Origin of the sequence: Rhizobium sp. WW_1, from assembly GCF_003610155.1 — a bacterium.
Taxonomy (GTDB): domain Bacteria; phylum Pseudomonadota; class Alphaproteobacteria; order Rhizobiales; family Rhizobiaceae; genus Rhizobium; species Rhizobium tropici_A.
In genome coordinates this window covers 1,457,073-1,482,736 of record NZ_RAIN01000001.1, presented here as the reverse complement: position 1 = coordinate 1,482,736, position 25,664 = coordinate 1,457,073, and the positions used below count along the sequence as shown (strand labels likewise).

Annotated in this window: 24 protein-coding genes; 10 read left to right on the top strand and 14 right to left on the bottom strand. The window is 61.7% G+C overall.

What is annotated here, in order from left to right; all coding sequences use genetic code 11:
• Nucleotides 1-7: 7 nt before the first annotated feature.
• The 5 genes from phnK to phnG are packed head-to-tail and all read right to left on the bottom strand — an operon-like array spanning nucleotide 8 to nucleotide 3,904.
• Entirely contained in the window at nucleotides 8-784 is a 777-nt protein-coding gene (phnK, locus tag BJ928_RS07200; protein ID WP_047634880.1) for a phosphonate C-P lyase system protein PhnK, read from the bottom strand.
• Nucleotides 781-1,692 carry an alpha-D-ribose 1-methylphosphonate 5-phosphate C-P-lyase PhnJ gene (locus BJ928_RS07195; RefSeq protein WP_047634881.1) on the bottom strand — a complete coding sequence of 304 codons (912 nt, stop codon included), beginning with the start codon at nucleotides 1,690-1,692 and terminating at the stop codon, nucleotides 781-783. Before BJ928_RS07195 ends, phnK begins: the two co-directional genes overlap by 4 nt.
• Complete coding sequence (locus BJ928_RS07190; RefSeq protein ID WP_047634882.1) at nucleotides 1,689-2,798, bottom strand: carbon-phosphorus lyase complex subunit PhnI; 1,110 nt, start codon at nucleotides 2,796-2,798, stop codon at nucleotides 1,689-1,691. Before BJ928_RS07190 ends, BJ928_RS07195 begins: the two co-directional genes overlap by 4 nt.
• A 3-nt stretch (nucleotides 2,799-2,801) precedes the next feature.
• Nucleotides 2,802-3,428: a phosphonate C-P lyase system protein PhnH gene (gene phnH / locus BJ928_RS07185; RefSeq protein WP_047634885.1), complete on the bottom strand. Its 627-nt coding sequence runs from the start codon at nucleotides 3,426-3,428 to the stop codon at nucleotides 2,802-2,804.
• Nucleotides 3,428-3,904, bottom strand: coding sequence for a phosphonate C-P lyase system protein PhnG (phnG, locus tag BJ928_RS07180; RefSeq protein ID WP_047634888.1), 477 nt, complete (start codon nucleotides 3,902-3,904; stop codon nucleotides 3,428-3,430). Before phnG ends, phnH begins: the two co-directional genes overlap by 1 nt.
• 101 nt (nucleotides 3,905-4,005) lie before the next feature.
• Between phnG and phnF the strand changes: the two genes are divergently transcribed.
• Nucleotides 4,006-4,740, top strand: a complete 735-nt coding sequence (gene phnF, locus BJ928_RS07175) for a phosphonate metabolism transcriptional regulator PhnF (protein ID WP_047634889.1) — start codon at nucleotides 4,006-4,008, stop codon at nucleotides 4,738-4,740.
• 89 nt (nucleotides 4,741-4,829) lie between these two features.
• Here the strand turns inward: phnF and BJ928_RS07170 are convergent, their stop codons facing one another.
• The 7 genes from BJ928_RS07170 to BJ928_RS07140 form a co-directional block, all read right to left on the bottom strand.
• On the bottom strand, nucleotides 4,830-5,465 hold the full coding sequence (locus BJ928_RS07170) for a 2,3-bisphosphoglycerate-dependent phosphoglycerate mutase (RefSeq protein WP_047634892.1): 636 nt from the start codon (nucleotides 5,463-5,465) through the stop codon (nucleotides 4,830-4,832).
• A 25-nt stretch (nucleotides 5,466-5,490) separates the two neighbouring features.
• Nucleotides 5,491-6,315 (bottom strand): 4-hydroxy-tetrahydrodipicolinate reductase, encoded by an 825-nt coding sequence (gene dapB, locus BJ928_RS07165; protein WP_047634894.1) that lies wholly within the window; start codon nucleotides 6,313-6,315, stop codon nucleotides 5,491-5,493.
• A 14-nt stretch (nucleotides 6,316-6,329) separates the two neighbouring features.
• On the bottom strand, nucleotides 6,330-8,123 hold the full coding sequence (locus tag BJ928_RS07160) for an ABC transporter ATP-binding protein (protein WP_047634896.1): 1,794 nt from the start codon (nucleotides 8,121-8,123) through the stop codon (nucleotides 6,330-6,332).
• Between the two features lie 211 nt (nucleotides 8,124-8,334).
• Nucleotides 8,335-9,357, bottom strand: coding sequence for a glucokinase (locus BJ928_RS07155; protein ID WP_047634897.1), 1,023 nt, complete (start codon nucleotides 9,355-9,357; stop codon nucleotides 8,335-8,337).
• Nucleotides 9,358-9,391: 34 nt separating this feature from the next.
• Nucleotides 9,392-9,772 carry a methylglyoxal synthase gene (locus BJ928_RS07150; protein ID WP_047634900.1) on the bottom strand — a complete coding sequence of 127 codons (381 nt, stop codon included), beginning with the start codon at nucleotides 9,770-9,772 and terminating at the stop codon, nucleotides 9,392-9,394.
• A gap of 99 nt (nucleotides 9,773-9,871) precedes the next feature.
• Nucleotides 9,872-10,906, bottom strand: coding sequence for a penicillin-insensitive murein endopeptidase (gene mepA, locus BJ928_RS07145; protein WP_047634902.1), 1,035 nt, complete (start codon nucleotides 10,904-10,906; stop codon nucleotides 9,872-9,874).
• Nucleotides 10,907-11,047: 141 nt separating this feature from the next.
• The gene (locus BJ928_RS07140) at nucleotides 11,048-11,617 is read right to left on the bottom strand and encodes an isochorismatase family protein (protein ID WP_047634904.1); all 570 of its coding nucleotides are present in this window, start codon (nucleotides 11,615-11,617) and stop codon (nucleotides 11,048-11,050) included.
• Nucleotides 11,618-11,654: 37 nt separating this feature from the next.
• Between BJ928_RS07140 and BJ928_RS07135 the strand changes: the two genes are divergently transcribed.
• The 7 genes from BJ928_RS07135 (at nucleotide 11,655) to pncB (ending at nucleotide 20,783) form a co-directional block, all read left to right on the top strand.
• A complete protein-coding gene (locus BJ928_RS07135; protein WP_183079367.1) occupies nucleotides 11,655-12,290 on the top strand; it encodes a TetR/AcrR family transcriptional regulator in 636 nt (211 codons plus the stop codon).
• Nucleotides 12,291-12,397: 107 nt separating this feature from the next.
• Nucleotides 12,398-14,251 (top strand): extracellular solute-binding protein, encoded by a 1,854-nt coding sequence (locus tag BJ928_RS07130; protein ID WP_047634909.1) that lies wholly within the window; start codon nucleotides 12,398-12,400, stop codon nucleotides 14,249-14,251.
• Between the two features lie 173 nt (nucleotides 14,252-14,424).
• Nucleotides 14,425-15,516: a microcin C ABC transporter permease YejB gene (locus tag BJ928_RS07125; RefSeq protein ID WP_047634911.1), complete on the top strand. Its 1,092-nt coding sequence runs from the start codon at nucleotides 14,425-14,427 to the stop codon at nucleotides 15,514-15,516.
• Nucleotides 15,516-16,670 carry an ABC transporter permease gene (locus tag BJ928_RS07120; RefSeq protein WP_047634912.1) on the top strand — a complete coding sequence of 385 codons (1,155 nt, stop codon included), beginning with the start codon at nucleotides 15,516-15,518 and terminating at the stop codon, nucleotides 16,668-16,670. Before BJ928_RS07125 ends, BJ928_RS07120 begins: the two co-directional genes overlap by 1 nt.
• Complete coding sequence (locus tag BJ928_RS07115; protein ID WP_047634913.1) at nucleotides 16,667-18,304, top strand: ABC transporter ATP-binding protein; 1,638 nt, start codon at nucleotides 16,667-16,669, stop codon at nucleotides 18,302-18,304. Before BJ928_RS07120 ends, BJ928_RS07115 begins: the two co-directional genes overlap by 4 nt.
• 10 nt (nucleotides 18,305-18,314) lie before the next feature.
• Nucleotides 18,315-19,274 carry a glyoxylate/hydroxypyruvate reductase A gene (locus tag BJ928_RS07110; RefSeq protein WP_047634914.1) on the top strand — a complete coding sequence of 320 codons (960 nt, stop codon included), beginning with the start codon at nucleotides 18,315-18,317 and terminating at the stop codon, nucleotides 19,272-19,274.
• A gap of 204 nt (nucleotides 19,275-19,478) precedes the next feature.
• Nucleotides 19,479-20,783, top strand: coding sequence for a nicotinate phosphoribosyltransferase (gene pncB / locus BJ928_RS07105; RefSeq protein WP_047634915.1), 1,305 nt, complete (start codon nucleotides 19,479-19,481; stop codon nucleotides 20,781-20,783).
• Between the two features lie 28 nt (nucleotides 20,784-20,811).
• On the opposite strand, the gene BJ928_RS07100 is transcribed toward pncB, so the two are convergent.
• Entirely contained in the window at nucleotides 20,812-21,783 is a 972-nt protein-coding gene (locus BJ928_RS07100; RefSeq protein ID WP_245432232.1) for a hypothetical protein, read from the bottom strand.
• Nucleotides 21,784-21,941: 158 nt separating this feature from the next.
• Between BJ928_RS07100 and BJ928_RS07095 the strand changes: the two genes are divergently transcribed.
• Nucleotides 21,942-24,107 carry a mechanosensitive ion channel family protein gene (locus tag BJ928_RS07095; protein WP_047634916.1) on the top strand — a complete coding sequence of 722 codons (2,166 nt, stop codon included), beginning with the start codon at nucleotides 21,942-21,944 and terminating at the stop codon, nucleotides 24,105-24,107.
• Between the two features lie 47 nt (nucleotides 24,108-24,154).
• On the opposite strand, the gene BJ928_RS07090 is transcribed toward BJ928_RS07095, so the two are convergent.
• Nucleotides 24,155-25,213 (bottom strand): LacI family DNA-binding transcriptional regulator, encoded by a 1,059-nt coding sequence (locus tag BJ928_RS07090; protein WP_047634917.1) that lies wholly within the window; start codon nucleotides 25,211-25,213, stop codon nucleotides 24,155-24,157.
• 152 nt (nucleotides 25,214-25,365) lie between these two features.
• Between BJ928_RS07090 and BJ928_RS07085 the strand changes: the two genes are divergently transcribed.
• Nucleotides 25,366-25,656 (top strand): hypothetical protein, encoded by a 291-nt coding sequence (locus BJ928_RS07085; RefSeq protein ID WP_047634919.1) that lies wholly within the window; start codon nucleotides 25,366-25,368, stop codon nucleotides 25,654-25,656.
• Nucleotides 25,657-25,664: the final 8 nt, after the last annotated feature.

Here is a 25,664-nt window from a genome sequence, read left to right as displayed (position 1 = left end):
TTTTTCCTCAGACCTGCAGGATCGAAGAGACCAGCAGTTGCGTATAGGGTTCGCGCGGATCGTCGAGTACGCGATCGGTCAGGCCGTGCTCGATGACGTATCCGTCCTTCATCACCATCATGCGATGCGACAGGAGCCGGGCGACGGCGAGGTCGTGCGTGACGATAATGGCCGACAGGCCGAGATCGTTGACGAGGCCACGAACGAGGTCGAGCAGGCGCGCCTGCACGGAGACGTCGAGACCGCCGGTCGGTTCGTCCATGAAGACGAGGCGGGGGCCGGTCACCAGGTTGCGGGCGATCTGCAGGCGCTGGCGCATGCCGCCGGAGAAGGCGCGCGGCTGGTCGTCGATGCGGTCGGCATCGATCTCGACGCGCTCCAGCCAATCGATGGCCGTGTTGCGGATGTTGCCGTAGTGGCGGTTGCCGATCGCCATCAGCCGCTCGCCGACATTGGCGCCGGCCGAAACCGTCATGCGCAGGCCGTCGGCCGGGTTCTGATGCACGAAGCCCCAGTCGGTGCGCATCAGGAAGCGGCGTTCCGCCTCGTTCATGCGGAACAGGTCGCGATAGGTCTCGTCGCGCATATGGTATTCGACGCTGCCCGTCGTCGGCAGCAGCCGTGTCGAGATGCAGTTGAGGAGCGTCGTCTTGCCGGAACCGGATTCGCCGACGATGGCGAGGACCTCGCCGGGCCAGAGCTCGAAGGACACGTCGCGGCAGCCGATGCGACTACCGTAGAATTTCGAGATGTCCTTGACCTTCAGAAGGGGTGAGTCACTCATTCGGCAGCCTCCTTGCCACCACGCAGTCCATCGGATGCGAGCCCATTTGACGCCAGCATGTGGCCGGCATGGCCATGGGCACGGCGGTCTTCGCAGAAATCAGTGTCGGAGCAGACGAACATGCGGCCGCCCTTGTCGTCGAGGATCACCTCGTCGAGATAGACCTGCTCGGCGCCGCAAAGCGCGCAGGGTTTGTCGAAGCGCTGCACTTCGAAGGGATGGTCCTCGAAATCGAGGCTGACGACTTCGGTGTAAGGCGGCACGGCATAGATGCGCTTTTCACGGCCGGCGCCGAACAGCTGCAGCGCGTCCGAAAGGTGCATTTTCGGATTGTCGAACTTCGGCGTCGGCGAGGGGTCCATCACGTAACGGCCGGCGACCTTCACCGGATAGGCATAGGTCGTGGCAATGCGGCCGTTGCGGGCGATATCCTCGTAGAGCTTCACATGCATGAGGCCATATTCCTCGAGCGCATGCATCTTGCGCGTCTCCGTCTCGCGCGGTTCCAGGAAGCGTAGGGGTTCCGGGATCGGCACCTGGTAGACGAGCACTTGATTGGGGCCAAGCTTGGTTTCCGGAATGCGGTGGCGCGTCTGGATGATCGTCGCCTCTTCCGTGCGGGTGGTGACGGCGACATTGGCGACCTTCTGGAAGAAGGCGCGGATCGAGACGGCATTGGTGGTGTCGTCGGCGCCCTGGTCGATGACCTTCAGCACGTCCTGCGGGCCGATAATCGCGGCCGTCAGCTGCACGCCGCCGGTGCCCCAGCCGTAAGGCATGGGCATTTCGCGGGAGGCGAAAGGCACCTGATAGCCGGGAATGGAGATCGCCTTCAGAATGGCGCGGCGGATCATCCGCTTGGTCTGCTCGTCGAGATAGGCGAAGTTGTAGGTGGCGAGTTCGGTCATTCGGCTGCCTCCGTCATGGGGTCCATGCCGCGCTCGCGAGCGGCCTCGAAATCGCGGCGCATGCGCCGCACCAGGTCGAGTTCGGCCTGGAAGTCGACATAGTGCGGCAGCTTCAGATGTTCGACGAAGCCGGTCGCCTGCACGTTGTCGGAGTGGGAGATGACGAATTCCTCGTCCTGGGCCGGCGCGACAATGTCTTCGCCGAGTTCCTCGGCGCGCAGCGCGCGGTCGACCAGCGACATGGCCATGGCCTTGCGCTCGCTCTGGCCGAAGACCAGTCCGTAGCCGCGGGTAAACTGCGGCGGCGCCTTGGCCGAGCCCATGAACTGGTTGACCATCTGGCACTCGGTCACCTGGATGCGACCGAGCGAGACGGCGAAGCCGAGTTCCGGCACGTCGAATTCCACCTCCACTTCGCCGATACGGATTTCGCCGGTGAAGGGGTGGGTGCGGCCGTAGCCGCGCTGGGTCGAATAGCCAAGTGCGAGGAGGAAGCCTTCGTCGCCACGGGCGAGCGCCTGCAGACGCAGATCGCGGGTCATCGGAAATTCCAGCGGTTCGCGCGTCAGGTCGCCGATCTCATGATCGACGGGCAGCGTGCCGTCGCCCTCGATCAGGCCTTCCTGACCGAGGATTTCCGAAACGCGCATGATGCGGCCGTCCTCGGCGGGACGCTGCATCGGCTCGTCGACGGCCTCGTCGGTGAGCAGGCTCGGGTCGAGCAGACGATGCGTGTAGTCGAAGGTCGGGCCGAGAAGCTGGCCGCCCGGCAGATCCTTGTAGGTTGCGGAGATGCGGCGCTCGATCTTCATCGCCGATGTGTCAAGCGGCTGCGAATAGCCGAAGCGCGGCAGCGTCGTGCGGTAGGCTCTGAGGAGGAAGATCGCTTCGATCATGTCGCCGCGCGCCTGGCGAACGGCAAGGGCCGCCAGGGTGCGATCATAGAGCGAGGCTTCGGCCATGACGCGGTCGACGGCCAGCGCGAGCTGCGCCACGATCTGGTCGATGCCAACAGCCGGCAGCGCGCGGTCGCCGCGACGACGGTCGGCAAGCAGCCGGTGAGCATTGGCGATGGCGGCTTCGCCACCTTTTACAGCAACATACATATGTCACATCTCCGTCGCGATGATCTTGGTGGTGCGCGGCAGGCAGAGGAACTGCCGGCCGGCCGTCAGGATGAGATCGACGCCGCGCGGAAAGAGGGCGCGATTGTCGTTCCAGATGCGCAAGAGCGCATCCGGCAGGCCGATCGGGGCGATCATGGTCACATCCTTGATGCCGGGGCCGGAGAGCGCCAGTTCCTTGCCGCCTTCCAGACTTTCGATTTCCAGAATGATCGTCGTCGACCGGTCCGGATATTCCTGCGTGCCGACGCCGAACTGGCTGAAGGAGGAAAGCGCCATACCGGCTTCGACAAAGGCGAAATGCGCTTCCAGTCGTTCGGAAATGACGGGAGCGCCGGTATGGAAGGCCAGCCATTCCGGCAGGCTCGATCTGGCCAGGCCGTTGGAGAGCCAGACCGGCGTGTCATGGTCGCAAAGGGTGAGGCCGATGGCGCCTGCGGCGATGCCGAGCGGTTCCGGCGGCGCGATGTCGATGGAAACGGTCTGCTTGATGCCCGGCTGTGCCATGGCGTCCATCGTCATCTTGAAGACGCTCTGCGCGTCGAAAACCGGATCGGTGAAACCGCCGGTCAGGGCCTCGTTGCCGAAGGTCGGGGTGCTGGAAAGGCTCATCAGTCTTCTCCGCGAACCATGGTGAAGAAATCGACGCGGGTCGCAGCGGTCTCTTCGGCGCGCTTGCGATCATAGTCTGCGATGCGTTGGGTGACCGGCTGCAGAACAGCCTTTTCGACGAAATCCCTTGTGGCGGGTTGCTGCCAGAGGGCGTCGAAGATCGCCGAAAGACGGGCCTTTTCCCGATCGGTGCCAAGCGCGTGTGCGTGGCCGATGGTGTTCGACGCCAGCCGGATGGTAGCGCGCGTCACCGTGACTTCACCGAGGTTGAAGGGGGAGCCGCCGCCGCCGATGCGGCCACGCACCATGACGAGCCCGGTTTCCGGTCCTCGCACCGGCTGCACCACCGGTTTGCTCGGCAATGCTTCCCATGCCGCCTCTAGCTCGTCGCGTTCTGTCTGCGCCAGAAGATCGGCGACGCGCTTGCGCTCCCGACGCTCCTGTGCGGCCGCTTCCTGCCTTTGTGCTGAATTCATCGCGTCTTTCCTCAAATGTCTATTGATATAGACAACCATACAAGATAGTCTTATATCTATTAGTGAGTCGTGACAAGCGTGTGACAGGGCGGGTGGGCGTAATGGCAGGGCAGAAGATACAGAGACAGACGGGCGTGGCGCTCTGGCGGCAGATCGCCGACCGGATTCGCACCTCGATCAACCACGGGGATTTCGACGAAACCGGCATGGTGCCGCCGGAAACGGCGCTGGCGCTGCAGTTCGGGGTCAACCGGCACACGATCAGAAGCGCGCTTGCGGCGCTGGCGCAGGAAGGCATCGTTCGTGCCGTGCAGGGACGCGGCACCTTGATCGAGCGCAAGGAGCGGTTGAGCTTTCCGATTTCGAGGCGTACGCGATTTTCGCAAGGGATCGGCGATCAGGTGCGCGAGACGCGCAGCATATTGCTTGCATCAGGCGAGGAGGCGGCCAGCAGCGAATTGGCCAGGCAGCTCAAGATCAAGACCGGCGCGCCGCTGGTCAGGCTTGAAACGCTCGGCCACGCGGATCAGCGCCCGGTATCGCGCGCCACGAGCTGGTTTCCGGCCGAGCGTTTCGGCGATATCGCCGAGATCTATCGGGCAATGGGGTCGATCACGAAGGCGTTCAAGGAACTTGGCGTGCCGGATTATGTCCGCGTCGTCACCGAGATCACCGCGACGCATGCCGACGAAGGCGATCTCACCGACCTGCAGCTATCCCCGGGTGCCATCGTTCTGGTCGCCCAGGCGCTGAACGCCGATCTCGACAATGTCCCGGTGCAATATTCGATTTCGCGCTTCGCCGCCGACAGGGTGCGCTTCACCGTCGAGAATTGATGTCTCAAAGCCATCTTTAGAGAGATAGTCCCCTCTCCCCGCAAGCAGGGAGAGGGCTAGGGGCTTTGCAGCCCCCAAATGCTTGGCACTCAATGCGCGCCGGACATGTCGCCGAGGACTTCCTTCGAGGCGACCGTGGAATCAGCCTTGAGCTTGTAGACCATCGGCACGCCGGTTGCGAGGTTGAGCTCGAGGATCTGGGCCTTGCTCAGGCGATCGAGAACCATGACGAGCGAGCGCAGCGAATTGCCGTGAGCGGCGACCAGCACATTCTGGCCGGCGAGAACGCGCGGCAGGATTTCCGTCAGGTAATAGGGCCAGACGCGGGCGCCGGTGTCGCGCAGGCTTTCGCCGCCGGGCGGCGGAACGTCGTAGGAGCGGCGCCAGATATGAACCTGCTCTTCGCCCCACTTGGCGCGGGCGTCGTCCTTGTTGAGGCCGGAGAGATCGCCATAGTCGCGCTCGTTCAGCGCCTGATCCTTGATAGTTTCGAGGCCTTGCTGACCGATTTCATCAAGGATGATGTCAAGCGTGTGCTGGGCGCGCGTCAGCGCCGAGGTGAAGGCGATGTCGTACTTGATGCCATAATCGGCCAGAGCCTTACCGCCGGTCTTGGCCTCTTCGATGCCAAGCTCGGTCAGGTCGGGGTCCTTCCAGCCGGTAAAGAGATTCTTCAAATTCCAGTCGCTCTGCCCGTGGCGAACGAGAACGAGAGTACCGCTCATAAAATTTCTCCTTGATAGGATCAGGTCAACGTGTGGAGAGCCCGAGAACATCGAGCATAGAATAAAAGCCGGGTTTCTTGTCGCGCGCCCAGAGCGCTGCCTGCAGCGCGCCGCGCGCAAACAGCGAGCGGTCGCCGGCATTGTGCGATAGCGTCAGCCGCTCGCTGTCGCTGGCGAAAATGACCGAGTGATCGCCGACCACGCCGCCGCCGCGCAGGGTCGCAAAGCCGATCGTGCCCGCAGGGCGTGGGCCGGTATGGCCGTCACGCACGCGCACGGAGTTGTCGTTGAGGTCGATGCCTCTGCCCTTCGCCGCCGCCTGACCAAGCAGGAGCGCCGTGCCCGAGGGCGCATCGACCTTATGGCGGTGATGCATTTCCAGCACTTCGATGTCCCAGTCGTTCGAAGGCAGCGCGCGCGCCGCCTGTTCGACAAGTACGCTCAGGAGGTTGATGCCGAGGCCCATATTGCCCGATTTGACGATGCGGGCATGGCGAGCGGCGGCCTTGAACTTGGCTTCATCCTCATCCGAGCAGCCGGTCGTGCCGATGATGTGGACGATGCGCGCCTGCGCCGCGAGGCCGGCAAACGTGACGCTGGTTTCCGGTTTGGTGAAATCGATGACGCCTTCGGCATGGAGGAAAGCGGCAAGGGGATCGTCAGTAAAGGGAACGCCGATCGGCCCCAGTCCGGCGATCTCGCCGGCATCCTTGCCGACAAAGGCGGAGCCGGGACGCGCGACGGCTGCATGCAGGGTTACGCCGTCGGTTGCGTGGATGAGGCGGATGAGAGCCTGTCCCATGCGGCCCGCCGCGCCAACCACCACCAGCTTCATCGCATCGTCGCTCATGTCGTCTCTATCGTCTATTTGCGGGAACTGCTTGATATGGCCGGTAGCTGCAGGTTGTTGAGCCGAGCGTAGAGGCCATTGTCGGCCGTCGCAAGCGTCTCGTGGTTGCCCTCTTCGACAACCCGGCCGTTCTGCATGACCACGATCTTTTCGGCGCGGACAACCGTCGACAGGCGGTGCGCGATGACGACGACCGTGCGGCCGCTCATCGCCTCTTCCAGCGCCTTCTGCACGGCCGCTTCGGATTCCGTATCGAGCGCCGAGGTCGCTTCGTCCAGAAGCAGGATCGGCGCATTGCGCACCAGAGCGCGGGCAATCGACAGGCGCTGCCGCTGGCCGCCGGAAAGCGTCACGCCGTTTTCGCCGACGGGCGTGTCGTAGCCCATCGGCTGAGCGACAATGAAATCATGCGCATAGGCAAGCCGCGCGGCTTCCTCGATCTCCGCATCGGTCGCTTCCGGGCGGCCGTAACGGATGTTGTCGCGGATCGTGCCTTCGAAAAGATAGGGCTGCTGCGAGACGTAGGCGAGCTGAAGGCGCAGCGACTGCTTCGTCACGTGGGCGATGTCCTGCCCGTCGATGAAGATGCTGCCGGCCTTCGGATCGTAGAAGCGCGGGATGAGATTGATGACCGTGGACTTGCCGGCGCCGGAAGGGCCGACAAGCGCCGTCGTCTGACCGCCTTCAGCGGTGAAGTTGACGCCGGAGAGGACGGCTTCGTCGCCATAGGCGAAGTGAACATCGCGGAACTCGATGCGAGCCTCAGTCACCTTGAGCGGCTTGGCATCCGGCAGGTCGCGCTGGCGCGGCTCCATGTCGAGCAGCTCGTAGATCATCCGCGCATTGACGACCGCACGCTCCAGCTGCACCTGCAGCTTGGCGAGGCGCCGCGCCGGATCGTAGGCGAGGAGCAACGAGGTCGCGAAGGAGAAGAATACCCCCGGCGAGACATTGTCGTAGATCGAGCGATAGGCGGCATAGGCAAAGAGGCTGGCGATCGCGAAGCCGGCGACGGTTTCGATGAGGGGGCCGTTGCGCTCCGAAAGGCGGGCGATGCGGTTCTGGCGGTGCTCGGCCGCAGTGATCAACTTGTTGATCTTGCGCTCGAGCTCCTCCTCCATGGTGAAGGCCTTGACGATGGAAACGCCCTGAATGGTCTCCTGCATCGCGCCCAGCACATGGCTGTTCAGGACGACGGCATCGCGCGTGGCGGAACGCAGCCGCTTGGAAATGTAGCGCAGCGCAAAGAAGAGCGGCGGCGCGATGATGACGAATGCGATGCTGAGCACCGGGTCCTGGAAGACCATGACGCAGAGCAGGGCGATAAAGGTCAGAAGGTCGCGTGCTGTCGAGGTAATCGTCAGGTTCATGACATCGCGGATGCCGGAGACATTCTGGCTGATCCGGGCGGCGAGCTGCGCGGAGCGGGCCTCGTTGAAGAAGCCGACCGACAGTGTCATCAGATGCGAATAGAGCCGGCGCTGGTAGCGGGCGATGATGTTGTTGCCGATCTTCGACAGGATGACCGACTGGAAATATCCAGCAAAGCCGCGCACCACGAAAACGAGGAAGATGCTGAAGCAGATTTTCCAGGCATCGACGATATCGCGCGCGATGAAGGCGCTATCGATGACTGCTTTGACGATATAGCCGATGTAGGCAGTCGAAAGCGCAACGAGGATCAGGCAGGTAATAGCGACGGCATAGCCGCGGATGTGGTCGCGGCCGTTCTCGGCGATAATACGCTTCAGCATGCCGGTAATGGCTTCGCTGTCGACGCTTTTGCTTTTCGGGTCAGGCAATTTCAATAATCGGCTTCCTGTCTTGAACCAAGCGAGCCGCATATGGCACGTGCTTGCGCGGCTCTATTAAAGAGTTAGCACGGCTTTGGCTAGACATGGCTTGCCGCGCTGGTTAAGGCCGATCACGGAGCCGGCCTCACTATAGAGGAAGGCGCTTCCTTCAAAAAGGGATAGCGCACCGGCTATTTCGGCGCGCCATCGGTGGTTTGCGAGGCGGTCAACGCCGCCAGCGGCGGCCCTCGGTCGCAAGGCCGAAGCTGGTCGGTTTGCGGGCATAGGTCGCAAGTCCGGAAAGAGCCGCCAGTGGATTGACGACCACATGGGTCGGGATCGTCTTCATCATTTCCGTGTGCGGCGCCTTGTCCTCGAAAGCCGCGCGGAATTCCGGCTTCTGCAGCGCCGGCAGGATCTTTTGCGGGATGCCGCCCGAGAGATAGACGCCGCCGCGCGCCATGAAGATCATGGCGATGTCGCCTGCGACGCGGCCGAGATAGGTGACGAACAGCGTCAGCGTCTCCTCCGCCTGCTTGTTGGTGCCGGCCAGCGCGTGATTGGTGATATCGGCCGGTTCCTTCAGGCTCGGCTCGAGGCCATCGGCGGCGCAGATGGCGTGATAGATGTTCTGAAGGCCGCGGCCGCAGATCACCTGCTCGGCGGAGATGCGGCCCTCGATCGGCTCCAAATGCGGCCAGATCTGCAGGTCGCGTTCCGTGCGCGGTCCGATATCTATATGGCCGCCTTCGCCCGGCACGGGCACCCATTGATGCTGCGTATGGACGAGGCCTGCGACGCCAAGGCCCGTGCCCGGTCCGAGCACGGCGCGCGAGGCGGTCACGTTGCCGGATGTCGAGCCGATGGTCTCGCGATGCTCGTCGGAAACCTCGGCGATCGCCAGCGCCTGCGCCTCGAAATCGTTGATGACGAGCACGTCCTCGATGCCGAGATTGGCGATCATCGTCTTCGGGCGGATCACCCAGTCGCAGTTGGTCAGCGGGATCTCGTCGCCTTGTACAGGACCTGCCATCGCAAGGATTGCGGCGCGCGGCTGCACCTTGCTCTTCTCCAGGGTCTGCTTGATCGCGTCGTCGATGGTGGCGAAATTCGCCGTCTGGACGACCGGAAAATGCTCCTGTTCGGAGTCAGCATCGGCAAGAATGGAGAAACGCGCATTGGTGCCGCCGATATCGCCGATCAGAATGGGGAAAGGCAGGGGGGCATCGCTGTGATTGAGCTCGGGCATGGCCAGGTCCGTGGTCTGCCGCCGGCAAGGCGGATTAATGGTTCAGTGTTTTGATCAGCCGCTCGGCGGTGGATTCGTTGAGCGCCATCGGAATGTCGTAGAGAACGGCAAGCCGCGTCAATGCCTTCACGTCGACATCGTGCGGCAAGGGCGTGAGGGGATCGATGAAGAAGATCAGCATGTCGATCTCGCCGGTGGCGATGAGCGCGCCGATCTGCTGGTCGCCGCCGAGCGGGCCGCTTTTCATGCGCGTGACCTTGAGATCGGGAGCGACATCAAGCACGCGGCCGCCCGTCGTGCCTGTGGCAACGATATGCCAGCCGGTCAGAGCCGCCGCGTTGCGCCGCGCAAATTCCGCCATCGCGTCCTTTTTCTGATCGTGCGCGATCAGCGCGATGCATTTGCTGCCGGCCATGAAATCCTTGCTCCACCCGATGCTTTCAATCGATTTATCCGCCTTCTATACCAAGGGGGCGCGATTTGAAAGACTAACCCGGCAATGAAGGCTGATGCCTCACTGCTGCGGGATTTGACCGGGCGGCGTGTTGCCGGAAAGCGGAGCATTGTCCGGTTCGGCTGAACCGCTGGCGTCCTTGGTGGCTTGGGCGGCGGCACGCGCGGAAGCGGCCGGGGGAGCGGCCAAAACGGCCTGACAGGCTTTGGGCAAATCGGCAACCATGACCTCGCGCGGCTTGACCGGCGGCTTGGTGCTGGGCTTCGGCTTCGTCCAGGGTTCGGGAGTGAACCACCAGGCCAGCGTCTTGTCGCAGCCATCGCCGGCGGCGACCGGCGCCTGACCCGTGCAGCCTGCCGAACCGGGCGGGCAGCGCAGGCGAATGTGGAAATGCGAGTCGTGCCCGTATTCCGGGCGCAGCTTGCCGAGATTGCTGCGGTCGCCCGTCCATGTCTCGCACATCTTCTTCTTGATCGCCGGATTGACGAAAATGCGCTCGACCTCCGGATAGCTCGCTGCACGCATCAGCAGGCGGGCATGCGCCGGCGTCCAGACCTTGTCGTTGATCGTCAGAAACTTGTCCTTGGCGAGCATGGTGATGAAGGGCAGGGCTTCGCGCTCCTCGACCGTCATCTTGCGCCGTGGCATCGGCGTCAGCCAGATGTCGGCATCGAGGCCGATCTGATGCGAGGCATGGCCGTTGACCATCGGGCCGCCGCGCGGCTGCGAGATGTCGCCGACGAGCAGGCCCGGCCAGCCGTCATTTTTCGCCGCATCGCGCGACAGGCGCTCCAAGAGGCCGATCGTCTCCGGTCGGCCCCAGCGGCGATTGCGCGACAGGCGCATGGCCTGCCAGGTCGGGCCGTCAGCCGGAAGCGCGACCGCGCCGGCAAGGCAGCCCTTGGCATAGAAGCCGATCGATTGCGGCGGTCCCTGCGACGGCAGCGTCACGGCGCCGAAAACTGCCTTGGCGCTTCCCGGCGAAGGTGTGGTGTGCTGCGCCAGCACATCGCCGGCGAGAAGACCCGTTCCGATCATTGTCGCGAGGGAAAATTTGCCGATCGTTCGAAAGGCGCGAGCCAGAAGTGAAACCATGCATATCCTTGAAAGGCGGTCGGCATCAGCCGGGGTGATTTGCGGCGAGACTATCCCGAAAAGGGATGGAAGTTAATCCGCGGCAATCACAGGTGGCCGACGCCGCCCCTTCTCTTTGGTATGAACGGCGCTGCTCGCGGATCAGTTGGCCAGGATTTCCGCTGTCTTGCGGATGCGCGACAGCCGCGGCAGTACCTTCGTGCAGGCAAAATCCTGCATCTCCTGTGAGAAGGTTGCTGTCGCATCTTCGGCGACGATGACGGCATAATTTGCCGCGTAGCCGTCGCGCACGGTCGATTCCACGCCGAAATTGGTGGCGACGCCGGTCAGGATCAGCGTCTTGATGCCGCGGCGGCGAAGCTGCAGATCGAGTTCCGTGCCGTAGAAGGCGCTCCATTGGCGCTTGATGATGGCGACATCAGGTGTCAGCGCCGCCATCTCTGGGGGAGCTTCGAGCGCGGCCGCCGGCAAACCTCCTGGGGGAAGCGTGAAGCTTTCGTCGGTCGGCTGATTGACAGCATCGGCATAGTCTGCGGAAAATCCGACCGTCACGAAAACGGTCGTTCCGCCATCGGCTTTCAGCTTGTTTGCGATGGCGACCGTATTGGCGATGACCTGCTGGGCGGAGTAGGGCGCGAGCTGGCGACCAAGGACGAGGCCTTGCAGATCGATGGAAACGAGAGCGGTGGTCTTGGGATCGTAAAGTGGCATCTGGGGGCTCCAAAGGAAACATGAGGGCGTCCTCACAATGGAAAATATGAGGATGGACTCACAAAAATCAAGTGAAGAATTGAAGACGCGCACGCCGAAGCGGCAGCGCGGCCATGAGCGCGTCGTCATCCTGCTGGATGCTGCGGCAAAGGTCTTCGCGCGCAAGGGCTATGACGCCGCGACCATGACGGAGATTGCCGCCGAGGCAAATTCCTCCATCGGTTCGCTCTATCAGTTCTTCCCGACCAAGCCCCTGCTGGCGGAGGCATTGCATATCGAACGCTTGGAACGGCTGAAGGCGGGACTTCATCGTATGGCGGAACAAAGCGCGGGCCTTTCCGCAGCCGAAAGCGGCGAGGCGATCTTCGATGCCCTTGGCGCCTTCATAGAGGAGTATCCGGAATTTGCGGTGCTGGCCGGGCGCCGCGATATTCCCAAGGAGCGCAAGGCACGCTCGCGTGCGGAATTGAAGGAGCTGATCGCCGCCGTCTTGCGGCGCGCGCAACCTTCGATCTCGGATGATATCTCGCTGATGTCGGGCATTGTGCTCGAACTGCTGCGTATCGTCGTCGCCGTCGCCAACGAGCCCGATGCCGCCGAGGACCGGCGCGTTGCCGGCGAATTGCGGCTGATGCTGCGCAAGCGTCTTGAGGAGGCCGGTGCAATAGGCTGATCTCGAAGACGCCCTTTCGCCTCGTTGCGAAGAGATGAGTTGTGGCGTCCTGTTTTTTGCCCTCATTTGCCTTATGCTGATTCTCGAAAAATCACAGGAGAGCATGAATGGCATTGTCGCGGTTGAAAGCAGGCTTGGTCGTTTCCCTTTTTTGCCTGCTGGCAATGCCCTTATCCTCGCAAGCCCAAGAGCCGCAATTCCGCATCGGCACGGCCATTCTCGGCGATCTCAAATACCAGCCGGGCTTCAAGCATTTCGATTATGTCAATCCCAACGCGCCGAAGGGTGGCGAGGTCAAGCTGTCGAGCAACGGCACCTTCGACACGCTCAACCCTTTATTGTACAAGGGCAATCCTGTCGCGGGCATAAGCGCGCTGGGTGCGGGCTTGGTCTTCGATAGCCTGCTTAAGTCGGCTGACGACGAAATCTCCTCTTCCTATGGATTGCTGGCCGAAGGCGTTTCCTATCCGGATGATATTTCGAGCGCTACTTTCCGCTTGCGGCCCGAGGCCAAATGGGCCGACGGGCAGCCTGTCACACCCGAGGATGTCGTCTTCAGTTTCGACAAGGCGAAGGAACTCAATCCGCTCTTTACCAGCTATTATAGCCATGTGGCGCGCGCCGAGAAAACCGGCGATCGGGACGTGACTTTTTATTTCGACGAGAAGAATAATCGCGAGCTGCCGACGATTCTCGGCCAGTTCCCGATCGTGCCGAAGCATTGGTGGGAAGGCACGGGACCGGATGGCAAGCCGCGCGACATCTCGCGCACTACGCTGGAGCCTGTCATGGGCTCCGGGCCTTACAAGATCGTCTCGGTCTCGCCCGGTTCCACCATTCGCTATGAATTGCGCGACGACTATTGGGGCAAGGACCTGCCCGTCAATGTCGGCAAGAACAATTTCAAGACGATCTCCTACACCTACTTCGCCGACAATGATGTGGAGTTCGAAGCTTTTCGCGGCGGCACCATCGACTTTTGGCAGGACAATGTCGCCAGCCGCTGGGTCACGGGTTATGATTTTCCCGCCGCTAAGGATGGCCGCATCAAGCGCGAAGAAGTGCCCAATCCGCTGCGCGCGGCCGGCGTGATGCAGGCGTTGGTGCCCAACATGCGGCGCGATCAATTCAAGGATGAGCGCGTTCGCGAGGCGCTGAACTATGCCTTCGATTTCGAGGAACTCAATCGAACCATCGCATTCAACCAGTATAGCCGAATCAACAGCTTCTTCTTCGGCACCCAGCTTGCTTCTTCCGGTCTGCCCCAGGGAGATGAGCTGAACATCCTCAATGAGATCAAGGACAAGGTTCCAGCCGATGTCTTCACGACACCCTACACCAATCCTGTGGGCGGCGAGCCTCAGAAGGCGCGCGACAACCTCCGCAAGGCGCTCGATCTCTTCAAGCAGGCCGGCTATGTTCTGAAGGGCAACCAGATGGTGAATGCCCAGACGGGCAAGCCCTTTTCCATCGAGATTCTGCTCGGCAGCCCCTTCGTGGAGAAGTGGGTGCTGCCCTACGCGCAGAATCTGAAGAAGATCGGCATCAACGCCAGCGTGCGCACGGTCGATTCCTCGCAATATATCAATCGCGTCCGCAGCTTCGATTATGACATGATCTGGACCGTCTGGGCTCAATCATTGAACCCCGGTAACGAGCAGATCGACTTCTGGGGCACCGCCTCCGTCAATCGTCAGGGCTCACGCAACTATGCCGGCATTTCCGATCCCGGCATCGACGCTCTCATCAACAAGGTGATCTTCGCCAAGGATGTTGCCGAGAAGGACGCGATCGCAAGGGCGCTCGATCGCGTCCTCCTCGCGCACCACTACGTGGTTCCGCTCTTTTACACCACGAGCTTCCACATAGCCTATTGGGACAAGTTCGAGCATCTGCCAGAACTGCCCTATTATTCCATCGGCTTCCCCGATGTCTGGTGGTCGAAAAGTGCGGGAAAGTGAGCCTCTCTTGCAATGGGAGGCCGGCTGCCTCCAAATGCTTCAAGGCTGATTCGGATAGTTTCACGCTGACAGTGACTGCGCCGGCCTACCTCCGGCGGAAGGGAATATGATTTGATAGACGGACGGATTGAGGCGAGGCGGACTATACCCCTCTTCGGGGGAGCGGCGGACTGATGGGCGCCTATATTCTGCGACGCCTCCTGCTTATGATCCCGACCATTGTCGGCATCATGGCGATCTCCTTCACCATCGTGCAGTTCGCGCCGGGCGGCCCGGTCGAGCAGGTCATCGCGCAGCTGACCGGGCAGGGCGACAACGCCACCGGACGCCTGTCCGGCGGCACCGACATGCTGGCCCAGCAATCCTATGACGACAGCAGCTCGAAATATCGCGGCGCGCAGGGGCTCGATCCCGAGCTGATCGCCAAGCTCGACAAGCAGTTCGGCTTCGACAAGCCGCCGCTCGAGCGCTTCGGCCAGATGATGTGGAACTATATCCGCTTCGATTTCGGCGAGAGTTTCTTCCGCAATACCACCGTCATCGATCTGATCGCCCAGAAGCTGCCGGTATCGATCTCGCTCGGCATCTGGATTTTGATCTTTTCCTACGCCATTTCCATCCCGCTCGGCATCCGCAAGGCGGTCAAGGACGGATCGACCTTCGATGTCTGGACATCGGGCATCATCATCATTGGCTATGCCGTCCCGAGCTTCCTCTTCGGCATCATGCTGATCGTGCTCTTTGCCGGCGGCTCCTTCTTCGACTGGTTCCCGCTGCGCGGCCTCGTCTCGGATAATTTCGCCGACCTGAACTGGTGGCAGAAGATCCTCGATTACCTCTGGCATCTGGTGCTGCCGCTGATTTCGCTGTCGCTGGCAGCCTTCGCCACCACGACGCTGCTCACCAAGAATTCCTTCATCGAAGAGATCAAGAAGCAATATGTCATCACCGCCCGCGCCAAGGGTCTTTCCGAACGGCGCGTGCTCTATGGACATGTCTTCCGCAACGCCATGCTCATCGTCATCGCCGGCTTTCCCGGCGCCTTCATCTCCGCATTCTTCACCGGCTCGCTGTTGATCGAGAATATCTTCTCGCTCGATGGCCTGGGCCGCTTGAGCTATCTCTCGGTGGTCCAGCGCGACTACCCCGTGGTGTTCGCGACGCTGTTCATCTTCTCGCTGCTCGGCCTCGTGGTCAGCCTCGTCTCCGACCTGATCTACACCTGGATCGATCCGCGCATCGACTTCGAGCGGAGGGACGTGTGATGGATGCAGCCAATCAACAGACACTCCCGACGACGGTGAAGCCGCCACGCAAGGGCCTATTCTCGCCGACCAATGTGCGCCGCTGGGAGAATTTCAAGGCGAATCGCCGCGGCTACTGGTCGCTCTGGATCTTCCTGGTCCTGTTCATCCTCACGCTCGGCGCCGAATTCATCGTCAACGACCGGCCGATCCTCGTCTCCTACAAGGGCGAGATCCTGACGCCGGTCTTCGTCGATTATCCGGAAGAGAAATTCGGCGGCTTCCTGGCGCAGACCGATTATCGCGCCCAGGATATCCAAGACGAAATCAACGCCCATGGCTGGATGATCTGGCCGCCGATCCACTATTCCTATCAGACGGCCAATTCCAACCTTCCTCAAGGAAAGTCGGCGCCGACCCCGCCATTCTGGATGATGAGCAAGGAGCAGCGCTGCTCGGGCTATGCGGGTGGCGTTGCCGACCCGAACTGCAACTGGAGCAATTTCAATTGGCTCGGCACCGACGATCAGGCGCGCGATGTGCTGGCTCGCTTGATCTATGGCTTCCGCATATCGGTGCTGTTCGGCCTGGTACTCACCATCTGCTCGGCCGTTGTCGGCGTTTGCGCCGGCGCGGTGCAGGGCTATTTCGGCGGATGGACCGATCTTTTGATGCAGCGTTTCATCGAAATCTGGTCGTCCATGCCGGTGCTCTATATCCTGCTGATCATCGCTTCGGTGCTGCCGCCCGGCTTCTTCATCCTGCTCGGTATATTGCTCCTGTTTTCCTGGGTGGGTCTCGTCGGCGTCGTGCGCGCCGAGTTCCTGCGGGCGCGCAATTTCGAATATGTGCGTGCCGCCCGCGCGCTCGGCGTCAACAACCGCACCATCATGTATCGCCACCTGCTGCCGAACGCGATGGTTGCGACGCTGACCTTCGTTCCCTTCATCCTGTCGGGCTCGATCACCACCCTGACCTCGCTCGATTTCCTTGGCTTCGGCATGCCGCCTGGCTCGCCGTCGCTCGGCGAAATGATCGCCCAGGGCAAATCCAACCTGCAGGCTCCCTGGCTGGGGCTTTCGGCCTTCTTCACCATGTCGATCATGCTGTCGCTGCTGATTTTCATCGGCGAGGCCGTGCGCGACGCCTTCGATCCGAGGAAGACGTTCCGATGAGCGAAAACTCCACCCCGCTTCTGTCCGTCCGCAATCTGTCGGTCGCCTTCCATCAAGGCGGGCAGACCTCGATTGCCGTCGACGGCGTTTCCTTCGATATAAGAAAGGGTGAGGTCGTGGCACTGGTCGGCGAATCCGGCTCGGGCAAATCGGTCTCGGCCAATTCGATCCTGAAGCTCTTGCCTTATCCTGCGGCGAGCCACCCTTCCGGCGAGATCCTGTTCAAGGGCAAGGACCTCTTGAAGGCATCGGATAACGAGCTGCGCACTGTGCGCGGCAACGATATTACGATGATTTTCCAGGAGCCGATGACCTCGCTCAATCCGCTCCATTCGATCGAGAGGCAGATCACCGAGATCCTTGCCCTGCATCAGGGCATGGTGGGCGAGGCCGCCCGCAACCGAACGCTGGAACTCTTGAATCAGGTCGGCATCCGCGAGCCGGAGAAGCGCCTCAAGGCCTATCCGCATGAACTGTCTGGCGGCCAGCGCCAGCGCGTGATGATCGCCATGGCGCTTGCCAACCGTCCGGAGTTGCTGATCGCCGACGAGCCGACGACCGCGCTCGACGTCACAGTGCAGGCGCAGATCCTCGAACTGCTGCGCGATCTCAAGGGCACGCACGGCATGTCGATGCTGTTCATCACCCACGATCTTGGCATCGTCCGCAAGTTCGCCGACCGCGTCTGCGTCATGACCAAGGGCCGCATCGTCGAGACCGGCACGGTGGAGGACGTCTTCACAAGGCCGCAGCATGACTATACCCGCCATCTGCTGGCGGCGGAGCCGCGCGGCGAGCCGCCGGTGAGCGATGCGAACAAGCCCGTCGTCATGGAAGGCAGCGACATCCGCGTCTGGTTCCCGATCAAGGCCGGCTTCATGCGCAAGGTCGTCGATCACGTGAAGGCGGTCGACGGCATCGATCTGAAGCTGAGAGCCGGTCAGACGCTGGGCGTCGTCGGCGAATCCGGCTCGGGCAAGACGACGCTCGGCCTTGCGCTCGCACGCCTCATTTCCTCGCGGGGCCGCATCGCCTTCGTCGGCAAGGATATAGCCGGCTATTCGTTCCGCGAGATGCGGCCGCTGCGTAACCAGCTGCAGGTGGTCTTCCAGGACCCTTACGGGTCGCTCAGCCCGCGCATGTCGGTCGGCGAAATCATCGCCGAAGGGCTCAAGGTGCACGAGCGGTCGCTTTCGGCCGACGAGCGTGACAAGCGCGTCTGCTGGGCGCTGGAGGAGGTCGGTCTTGACCCGATCACCCGCTGGCGCTTCCCGCATGAATTCTCCGGCGGCCAGCGCCAGCGTGTGGCGATTGCCCGAGCCATGGTGCTGAAGCCGCGTTTCGTCATGCTGGACGAGCCGACCTCGGCGCTCGACATGAGCGTGCAGGCGCAGGTGGTGGATTTGCTGCGTGATCTTCAGAAGAAGCACGACCTTGCATATCTCTTCATCAGCCACGATCTGAAGGTGGTGAAGGCGCTCGCAAATGAGCTGATCGTCATGCGCTTCGGCAAGGTCGTCGAGCAAGGCGCTTCGGCTGATATCTTTCGCGCGCCGAAAGAGGATTATACCAAGGCGCTTCTCGCCGCCGCCTTCAACATCGAGGCGGTGCCGACCGCCGCCATCCAGCAATAGAGACATCGCCATGCCGGCCAAGAGCCCCGTTCTCGTCGACCTCAAGTTCAGCCCCGAGACCGTCGCCAAGGCGCTCGAAACCGCCTTTGCCGATCGCGGCAGCATCAATCTGGTCGACCCCGCCAACAAGGGCGCGGATCTGAGGCATGTCGATTATGCGCTGTTGTGGAAGCCGGATGCCGATCTTTTCGATCGGGCACCCAATCTCAAGGTGATCTTCTCGGGCGGCGCCGGCGTCGATTCCATGTTGTCGATCGCCGGCCTGCCCGATATTCCGATGGTCCGTTTCGTCGATCGCAGCTTGACGACGCGCATGAGCGAATGGGTCGTCATGCAGTGCCTGATGCATCTGCGCGACGTGCAGGGGCATTTCAGGAACCAGCGCCAGCATGTCTGGGTGCCGCAACATGGCCCGGAGGCGGCGGATGTTACCGTCGGCATCATGGGCCTCGGCGTTCTCGGCTGCGATGCCGCCGCCAAATTGAAGATCATGGGCTTCAACGTTATCGGCTGGTCCCGCAGCAGGAAGGAGATCGATGGTATCGAAACCTTTGACGCAGGTGGGTTCGATGAATTCCTGGCGCGCACCGATATTCTTGTCGGCCTGCTGCCGCTGACACAGGAGACGACGGGCATCTACAACGCCTCGCTGTTTTCAAAGCTCCGTCGTCACGGCGCTCTTGGAAAGCCGGTCTTCATCAATGCCGGCCGTGGCAAGAGCCAGGTACAGGCCGATATCGCCTCGGCTATTCGTACCGGCATTCTCGGCGGCGCTTCGCTCGATGTCTTTGCCGTCGAACCGCTTTCGGCCGACGATCCCCTTTGGACCCTAGAAAATGTCATCATCACGCCGCACGATTCCGCCGTGTCGGACGAAAAGTCGCTGATGCGCCACGTCGAGGAACAGATTGCCCGCTTCGAACGCGGCGAACCGCTGCAGCATCTGGTAGATCGCGGCCGGGGTTATTAAGTCTGTATCAGATGGCAGTGATCGAGGCCCTTCGTCTCGATTGTTGCAAGCAAAACGCAACCCATTTGCCCTGGTATCAATTTTCTTTCAGCGACTGGACTTTCGCTCAACATTTTTTGATAACAGGGCGCTATATACCCATGCCGGCACGCCCGCCGGCAAAGAGCATGACGTCCGCAGGGCAGGAGACGGGGCAGGAACGACATGACCAAGACGGATATTGCCACCCGCGTCTATAACCATACCTGGAAGCTCGATCCGATCATCCGCAGTCTGATCGACACGGATTTCTATAAGCTTCTGATGCTGCAGATGATCTGGAAGCTCTATCCGGATGTCGACGCCACTTTCTCGCTCATCAATCGCACCAAGAGCGTTCGCCTCGCCGAAGTCATCGACGAGAAGGAGTTGCGCGAGCAGCTCGATCATGCCCGCACGCTTCGCCTCTCCAAGAAGGAGATGATCTGGCTGGCGGGTAACAGTTTCTACGGCCGCGCCCAGATCTTCGAGCCGGAATTCCTCGCTTGGCTCTCCAATTTCCAGCTGCCGGAATACGAGCTTTCGAAGCGCGACGGCCAGTATATTCTCGACTTCCACGGCTCGTGGAAGGAAACGACGATGTGGGAAATCCCCGCGCTCGCCATCATCAACGAGCTTCGCTCGCGCTCGGCTCTAAGGGCGCTCGGCCCCTTCACGCTCGACGTGCTCTATGCCCGCGCCAAGGCCAAGATGTGGGAAAAGGTCGAGCGGCTGCGCGAGCTGCCGGGCCTGCGCATTTCCGATTTTGGCACCCGCCGCCGCCACAGTTTCCTCTGGCAGCGCTGGTGCGTCGAGGCGCTGAAGGAAGGTGTGCCTCATGCCTTCACCGGCACGAGCAATGTTCTGCTCGCTATGGACTCCGATCTCGAAGCCGTCGGCACCAATGCGCATGAGCTGCCGATGGTCGCCGCCGCCCTTGCCCGCAACGACGAAGAGCTTGGCAAGGCGCCCTACAAGGTCCTGCGCGACTGGAACCGTCTCTATGGCGGCAACCTGCTCGTCGTGCTGCCGGATGCCTTCGGCACGGCTTCCTTCTTGCGCAACGCGCCGGAATGGGTGGCCGACTGGACCGGCTTCCGCCCCGACAGCGCCCCGCCCATCGAAGGCGGCGAGAAGATCATCGAGTGGTGGAAGAAGATGGGCCGCGATCCCCGCCAGAAGCTGCTGATCTTCTCTGACGGCCTCGATGTCGATGCCATCATCGACACTTACAGGCATTTCGATGGTCGCGTGCGCATGAGCTTCGGCTGGGGCACTAACCTGACCAACGACTTCGCCGGCTGCGCTCCGACCGAACTCAAGGGCCTCAACCCGATTTCGATCGTCTGCAAGGTCATCGAGGCCAATGGCCGCCCAGCCGTCAAGCTCTCCGACAATCCGCAGAAGGCGACCGGCGAGCCCGCCGAAGTCGAGCGCTATCTGAAATTCTTTGGCGCGGAAGACCGCGTCGATCAGGAAGTGTTCGTCTGACGCTATTGTAGGCAGGTCGCTTTGGCAGCTAGTGGCGGATCGCCGCTTCCATCCGGGCGACACGCCGAAACAGTGTCCACCGGCCGTTTTCCCAGCGATATTGATCCGGCGAAATAACGTAGGGCACGTCGCTCAAATCGGCGCTGATCAGCTCCAGAAGCTGCAGGCCCTCAATGTCGTTCTCATGGGTGAAAAACACCTTGTCGCGTGACAGGAATGCGGCGATCGGCGCTGCGCCGCCGGATTGCTCCTGCACCTGTGCCCAGAAGTTCGGCAGGAAGGCGACGCTGGATTCGAACTGGCCGTCCACCTCGACATATTGGAACCGGCTGCGCCTGGCGATCTGAACGCCGGTCTTGGCGAAAAATTTCTGCAGATTGGCCTGCGCCATTTCCGCAAGCTCCCTGGCGTCGATGCCCCAATCGTCGAGTGCCGTGGACATGACGTAGCTGACGGTAGACTCGCCATTGACGACAAAGAGCTTGATCAGGTTTTCGGCCTCATCGAGATAGACGAATTGCGGCGGATCGGGCTCGTCCTTGACGGCTTGCACCATCTGCTGCCGGGCCACCTCGACGAAATCGCGCGCTTTCAGGACAGGCAGAACCTGCGTGAGCTCGCTGTTGTCTGCCATGGTTTCCGTCATGTTGAGATAGTTGAGCAGCGCTTGCGCACGCGCAGGCCCGCGCTTTTCACGCAGTGCCAGCAGCGCGTTGCTGAGGAACTTCGTCATCGTGTCGCCGTTGCGGCTGTGCAGCGTCAGGCTGCCGGCGGCGGGATCGTAATCGACGCGGATCAGGTCGCCGAAGAACGGCAGCCGCTCCTGCAAATAGGCGGCAAAGGCTGCTTCGTCATGTAAGGCTTCGTCGGGAATGTTGAGATCGAGTGTCTTGCTCGCTGCCGCATCTTCGGACTCTGCCACGGGGAAGGTCTGGCCGCGCTGCATCTCCGCGCGCTTGCCTTTGCCGAAGAGCCTTTTCAGGAAATTGAACACGCGCATCCCCGAGTACTGAACGGTATTGCTTGAGAACCTAGCGCGGCTGGCGTTGCGGGGCAATGCCGGCATGGTGGGGATTAAGTGCCTGCTTGCCCGTATGAAAAACGCGTATAGTCTGCAGGAACGGGCCAGATGGTCCGATTGCGAGAAGGGCAGCGCATATGAGGAATGTCGGGGGCGGCAGGCGTACGATCATGGGCCTGCTTTTATGTCTGTTTGCACTGGCTGCACCTGCCGCGGTGCTTGCGCAGAATGCCGCCGCGACGCAACCGGTGGCTCCACCGCCAGACAAGGTTCGCGAGCTGATCCAGCTGATGAACGAACCCGACGTCAGGCAATGGCTCAGCGCGCAGCTCAACACCCAGCCCACTTCCGCCGCCAATCCGGTCGCAGCCAACGGCGACCAGATGTCGGTTCTGTCAGGCATGCTTGGCCACACGCGGCATCATCTGGAACTGGTCTCCGGCGCGGCGATGACGCTGCCCTATGAGGTCATGACGGCATCCGAAAGACTTGAGGGCGAGGGTAGGTCGGTCGGTCTCGTACAGATCATCGTCCAGATCGTGATCCTCTTTTTCCTGGGGCTGGTGGCGGAGCTCGCCGTTGCGCGCTTCATCAACGCCAGGCACATGCAGCGCGCCGAAAGGGCAGCAGGCACGGAGACCGCGCTGCAGGCGGCGCGGTTCCAGTTTCTGGGCGGTGTGGTGCCTGCGATCATCCACGGCCTGGTGACGCTCGTTCCGCTTCTTGCTTTCGATTGGCCGCCCGCCATCGAAAGCTTTGCCATCGCCTGCGTCATCGCGCTGGTGGCCATCAGGCTGGCGATCTCCATCGGCAAGCTGGTGATGGAACTGATCGCAATGCGTCGCGCCAACGATGTCCTCGACGAAGATGGCGGCACTGCCCGCATTGCCGAACGGCGGCGGATGGCGAGCTACTGGTATCGGCGATGCACCTTGTTTGCCATTTATTTCGCCTGCGGTTGGGCGATCATACAGGCTGTCACATCGCTGGACTTTTCCGCAGGCGCGCGGGACCTGATCGGTTATACGCTCGGCATCGGCCTGTTTCTGATCGCCGTATCCGCGGTCTGGTCGCGTCCGCTCGCGCCGGAAAAACGCGGAGCAAAGACCGCGTCCTGGTTGCTGACGATTTTCTTCGTAGCCCTCTGGTGCCTCTGGGTCGCTGGCTTCGATGGCCTGCTCTGGCTCGGCATTTATGCGATATTGCTGCCGCGCGTTCTCTCGGTCTCGACGCAGGCAATCGAAGCACTGCATGATGCTGCGGACGGCATTTTCGGCGCCGGCAAGATCGCGGCCGTGCTTCTCGATCGCGGCTTACGAGCGTTGATCATTACCTTCGCGGCCCTGTGGCTCGGCCACATGTTGGGTGTCGAGGCGCATGCGATGATGAGCGGCAGCGAATCGGTCATCGGCCGCATCGCCCGCGGTATTTTGGGCGGCATCGTCATCCTCCTTGTCGCCGATCTCGTCTGGCAACTGGCAAAAACCTATATCGACGGCAAGGTGATGCAATCACTTCCCGCCGTCGGCGAATCGGATGAGATGCGGGCGAGCCGCGCCCGGTTGCAGACGCTGCTGCCGATCTTCCGCAATATCCTTGCCGTCGTCATCGGCATCATCGCGATCATGATGGTGCTGTCGGGCCTCGGCGTTCAGATAGGGCCGTTGATCGCGGGCGCCGGCGTCGTCGGCGTCGCGGTCGGCTTCGGTGCGCAGACCATCGTCAAGGATGTCATCAGCGGCGTCTTCTACCTTTGGGACGATGCCTTTCGCATCGGCGAGTATATCGAAAGCGGCCACTACAAGGGCGTGGTGGAATCCTTCAGCCTGCGCTCGGTGAAGCTACGCCACCAGCGCGGCCCACTGGCGACGATCCCTTTCGGTTCGCTCGGCGCGGTCAACAACATGAATCGCGACTGGGCGATCGACAAGATCATCGTCAAGGTCACTTACGATACCGATCTCGTGAAGCTGAAGCGCATCGTCAAAGATATCGGTCAGCGCCTGCTCGAAGACGAGGACCTGAAGCCGAGCATCATTCAGACGCTGAAGATGAAAGGTGTTGAACAGTTCGGCGATTTCGCGATCGAGATCAGGTTGGCGGTCACCGCCAAGCCCAACGAGCTCTCGGTCATCCGACGCAGCGCGCTGGCCTTGATCAAGCAGTCCTTCGATGAGAACGGCATCCAGTTCGCCTTTCCGACGGTGCAGGTGGCAAGCGACAAGGATGCCGCCGCTGCCGCTGCGCGCCAGCTCGTCGAAATGCGGGCGGCAAACCTGGAGGGCGGGCAGCAAGCTGTTTGACGTGAGTGAGCAGGGTGGCGGCAAAGCGCGGCTTCGCCTGTCGCGGGTTAGCTTTTCGGCGCCGCCGTACTGCCGCGCACGACCAGCGTGACGCCGATCATCTTGCGTTCGGCCGGCACGGCATCATGAAGAACGGCCTGCACCGCGCACCGCGCGATCTCGGCAAAGGGCTGCGCCATCGTCGTCAGTCCCGGCTCCACCATGCCGCCTTCCGGCACGCCATCGAAGCCGATGACGGAGATGTCTTGCGGCACCGAAAGGCCCCGCGCCCGCAGCCAGTTGATCGTCAGCAAGGCGATATTGTCCGACATGGCGAGGATCGCGGTCGGTGGTTCTAGCGCAGAAAACAGGTAGTCGAGCCCGGCTTCGACGCTCGGCTTGTCGTTGATCGTCTCATAGATCGGTACGTCTTCGCGCCGAATCCCGAAGGCCTCCAGCGCCTGCCAGTAGCCGAGCGCGCGATCGCGCGAGGTGGAATAGATCGCCCGGTCGATGTCGCTGATGCCGACCGGCCCGAGATGGTCATCGGAGAGTTCGGTCGCAAGCACGGCAAAATGTCGATGGCCCAATTCCGCCAGATGCCGGGCCGCGACCGCGGCGCCTCCGAGATTGTCGACACTGATCGAAGGGATCGACGCATCCTCGTCGTTCAACGCAAGCGCAATGAAAGGCAGTTGCCGCTCGCGCGTGAGATGAACCAGCTTTTCGCCGCCTTCGACGCAGAGCAGGATGAAGCCATCCACCAGCGCGCTCTTGATATTCCAGTCCAGTTTTTGCCGGTCCTTGGCCGAAACCAACGCCAGGCCGGTGCCGCTCGCGTCGCAGACCTGGGAAATGGCCGCCAGCAGCGCCCTTGCCCAGGGATCGTCGAAGAAATAGGCGAGCGGCTCGACTGCGGCGACGCCGATGGCATTGACCTTTCCGGCCCGCAACAGGCGCCCCGTCAGGCTCGGCCCCGCATAGCCGAGCCGCTTCGCCGTCTCCAGCACATGCGCGCGCACCTCATCGCGCACCACGTCTGGCCGGCTGAAGACGTTGGAAGCAGTTCCCTGCGATACGCCCGCCGCCTTGGCGACATCCGCGAGCCTGATCGTGCCCTTGGCCAATGAATCCTCCGTATGCTTCCGGCGGATACTAGCAATGAAGTTGTATCGGTTCAATTCTTCTTGACACTTGGCGTTCGGAGCGTACGATTGAACCGATTCAAGAAAACAATCCGAACTGAATTTGAATCGATTCAAAATGGAAAAACCAGGCAATGCTGACCAATCATTTCTTCAAGGATCTCTATGATGAACGATGGGGCGATCCCCATAATCCGAATGCCGTCGATCCGCCATTGCCCGAACATGAGGACAACGCTGGAGGACGGAGCGTGCTGGGCTGGCTGGCCGGGCTCTTCCCACGCCGAAAGCGCCCGTCGGCCTGGTCCTTCACGATACCGTGCGAGACATCGGACACCGAAAGCGAAATCCGCTTGAGGCGCCGCGACGGGTTCGAAGACCCGAAGTTCTTCGCTCTCGCCAAGGCGCTGTCGCGAAATTGCTAAAGCAACGC

What these genes read in the sequence shown, in the direction of transcription:
- phnK (WP_047634880.1), bottom strand. Translation starts at nt 784, where the DNA reads ATGAGTGACTCACCCCTTCTGAAGGTCAAGGACATCTCGAAATTCTAC.
- BJ928_RS07195 (WP_047634881.1), bottom strand. Translation starts at nt 1,692, where the DNA reads ATGACCGAACTCGCCACCTACAACTTCGCCTATCTCGACGAGCAGACC.
- BJ928_RS07190 (WP_047634882.1), bottom strand. Translation starts at nt 2,798, where the DNA reads ATGTATGTTGCTGTAAAAGGTGGCGAAGCCGCCATCGCCAATGCTCAC.
- phnH (WP_047634885.1), bottom strand. Translation starts at nt 3,428, where the DNA reads ATGAGCCTTTCCAGCACCCCGACCTTCGGCAACGAGGCCCTGACCGGC.
- phnG (WP_047634888.1), bottom strand. Translation starts at nt 3,904, where the DNA reads ATGAATTCAGCACAAAGGCAGGAAGCGGCCGCACAGGAGCGTCGGGAG.
- phnF (WP_047634889.1), top strand. Translation starts at nt 4,006, where the DNA reads ATGGCAGGGCAGAAGATACAGAGACAGACGGGCGTGGCGCTCTGGCGG.
- BJ928_RS07170 (WP_047634892.1), bottom strand. Translation starts at nt 5,465, where the DNA reads ATGAGCGGTACTCTCGTTCTCGTTCGCCACGGGCAGAGCGACTGGAAT.
- dapB (WP_047634894.1), bottom strand. Translation starts at nt 6,315, where the DNA reads ATGAGCGACGATGCGATGAAGCTGGTGGTGGTTGGCGCGGCGGGCCGC.
- BJ928_RS07155 (WP_047634897.1), bottom strand. Translation starts at nt 9,357, where the DNA reads ATGCCCGAGCTCAATCACAGCGATGCCCCCCTGCCTTTCCCCATTCTG.
- BJ928_RS07150 (WP_047634900.1), bottom strand. Translation starts at nt 9,772, where the DNA reads ATGGCCGGCAGCAAATGCATCGCGCTGATCGCGCACGATCAGAAAAAG.
- mepA (WP_047634902.1), bottom strand. Translation starts at nt 10,906, where the DNA reads ATGGTTTCACTTCTGGCTCGCGCCTTTCGAACGATCGGCAAATTTTCC.
- BJ928_RS07140 (WP_047634904.1), bottom strand. Translation starts at nt 11,617, where the DNA reads ATGCCACTTTACGATCCCAAGACCACCGCTCTCGTTTCCATCGATCTG.
- BJ928_RS07135 (WP_183079367.1), top strand. Translation starts at nt 11,655, where the DNA reads ATGGAAAATATGAGGATGGACTCACAAAAATCAAGTGAAGAATTGAAG.
- BJ928_RS07130 (WP_047634909.1), top strand. Translation starts at nt 12,398, where the DNA reads ATGGCATTGTCGCGGTTGAAAGCAGGCTTGGTCGTTTCCCTTTTTTGC.
- BJ928_RS07125 (WP_047634911.1), top strand. Translation starts at nt 14,425, where the DNA reads ATGGGCGCCTATATTCTGCGACGCCTCCTGCTTATGATCCCGACCATT.
- BJ928_RS07120 (WP_047634912.1), top strand. Translation starts at nt 15,516, where the DNA reads ATGGATGCAGCCAATCAACAGACACTCCCGACGACGGTGAAGCCGCCA.
- BJ928_RS07115 (WP_047634913.1), top strand. Translation starts at nt 16,667, where the DNA reads ATGAGCGAAAACTCCACCCCGCTTCTGTCCGTCCGCAATCTGTCGGTC.
- BJ928_RS07110 (WP_047634914.1), top strand. Translation starts at nt 18,315, where the DNA reads ATGCCGGCCAAGAGCCCCGTTCTCGTCGACCTCAAGTTCAGCCCCGAG.
- pncB (WP_047634915.1), top strand. Translation starts at nt 19,479, where the DNA reads ATGACCAAGACGGATATTGCCACCCGCGTCTATAACCATACCTGGAAG.
- BJ928_RS07100 (WP_245432232.1), bottom strand. Translation starts at nt 21,783, where the DNA reads ATGCGCGTGTTCAATTTCCTGAAAAGGCTCTTCGGCAAAGGCAAGCGC.
- BJ928_RS07095 (WP_047634916.1), top strand. Translation starts at nt 21,942, where the DNA reads ATGAGGAATGTCGGGGGCGGCAGGCGTACGATCATGGGCCTGCTTTTA.
- BJ928_RS07085 (WP_047634919.1), top strand. Translation starts at nt 25,366, where the DNA reads ATGCTGACCAATCATTTCTTCAAGGATCTCTATGATGAACGATGGGGC.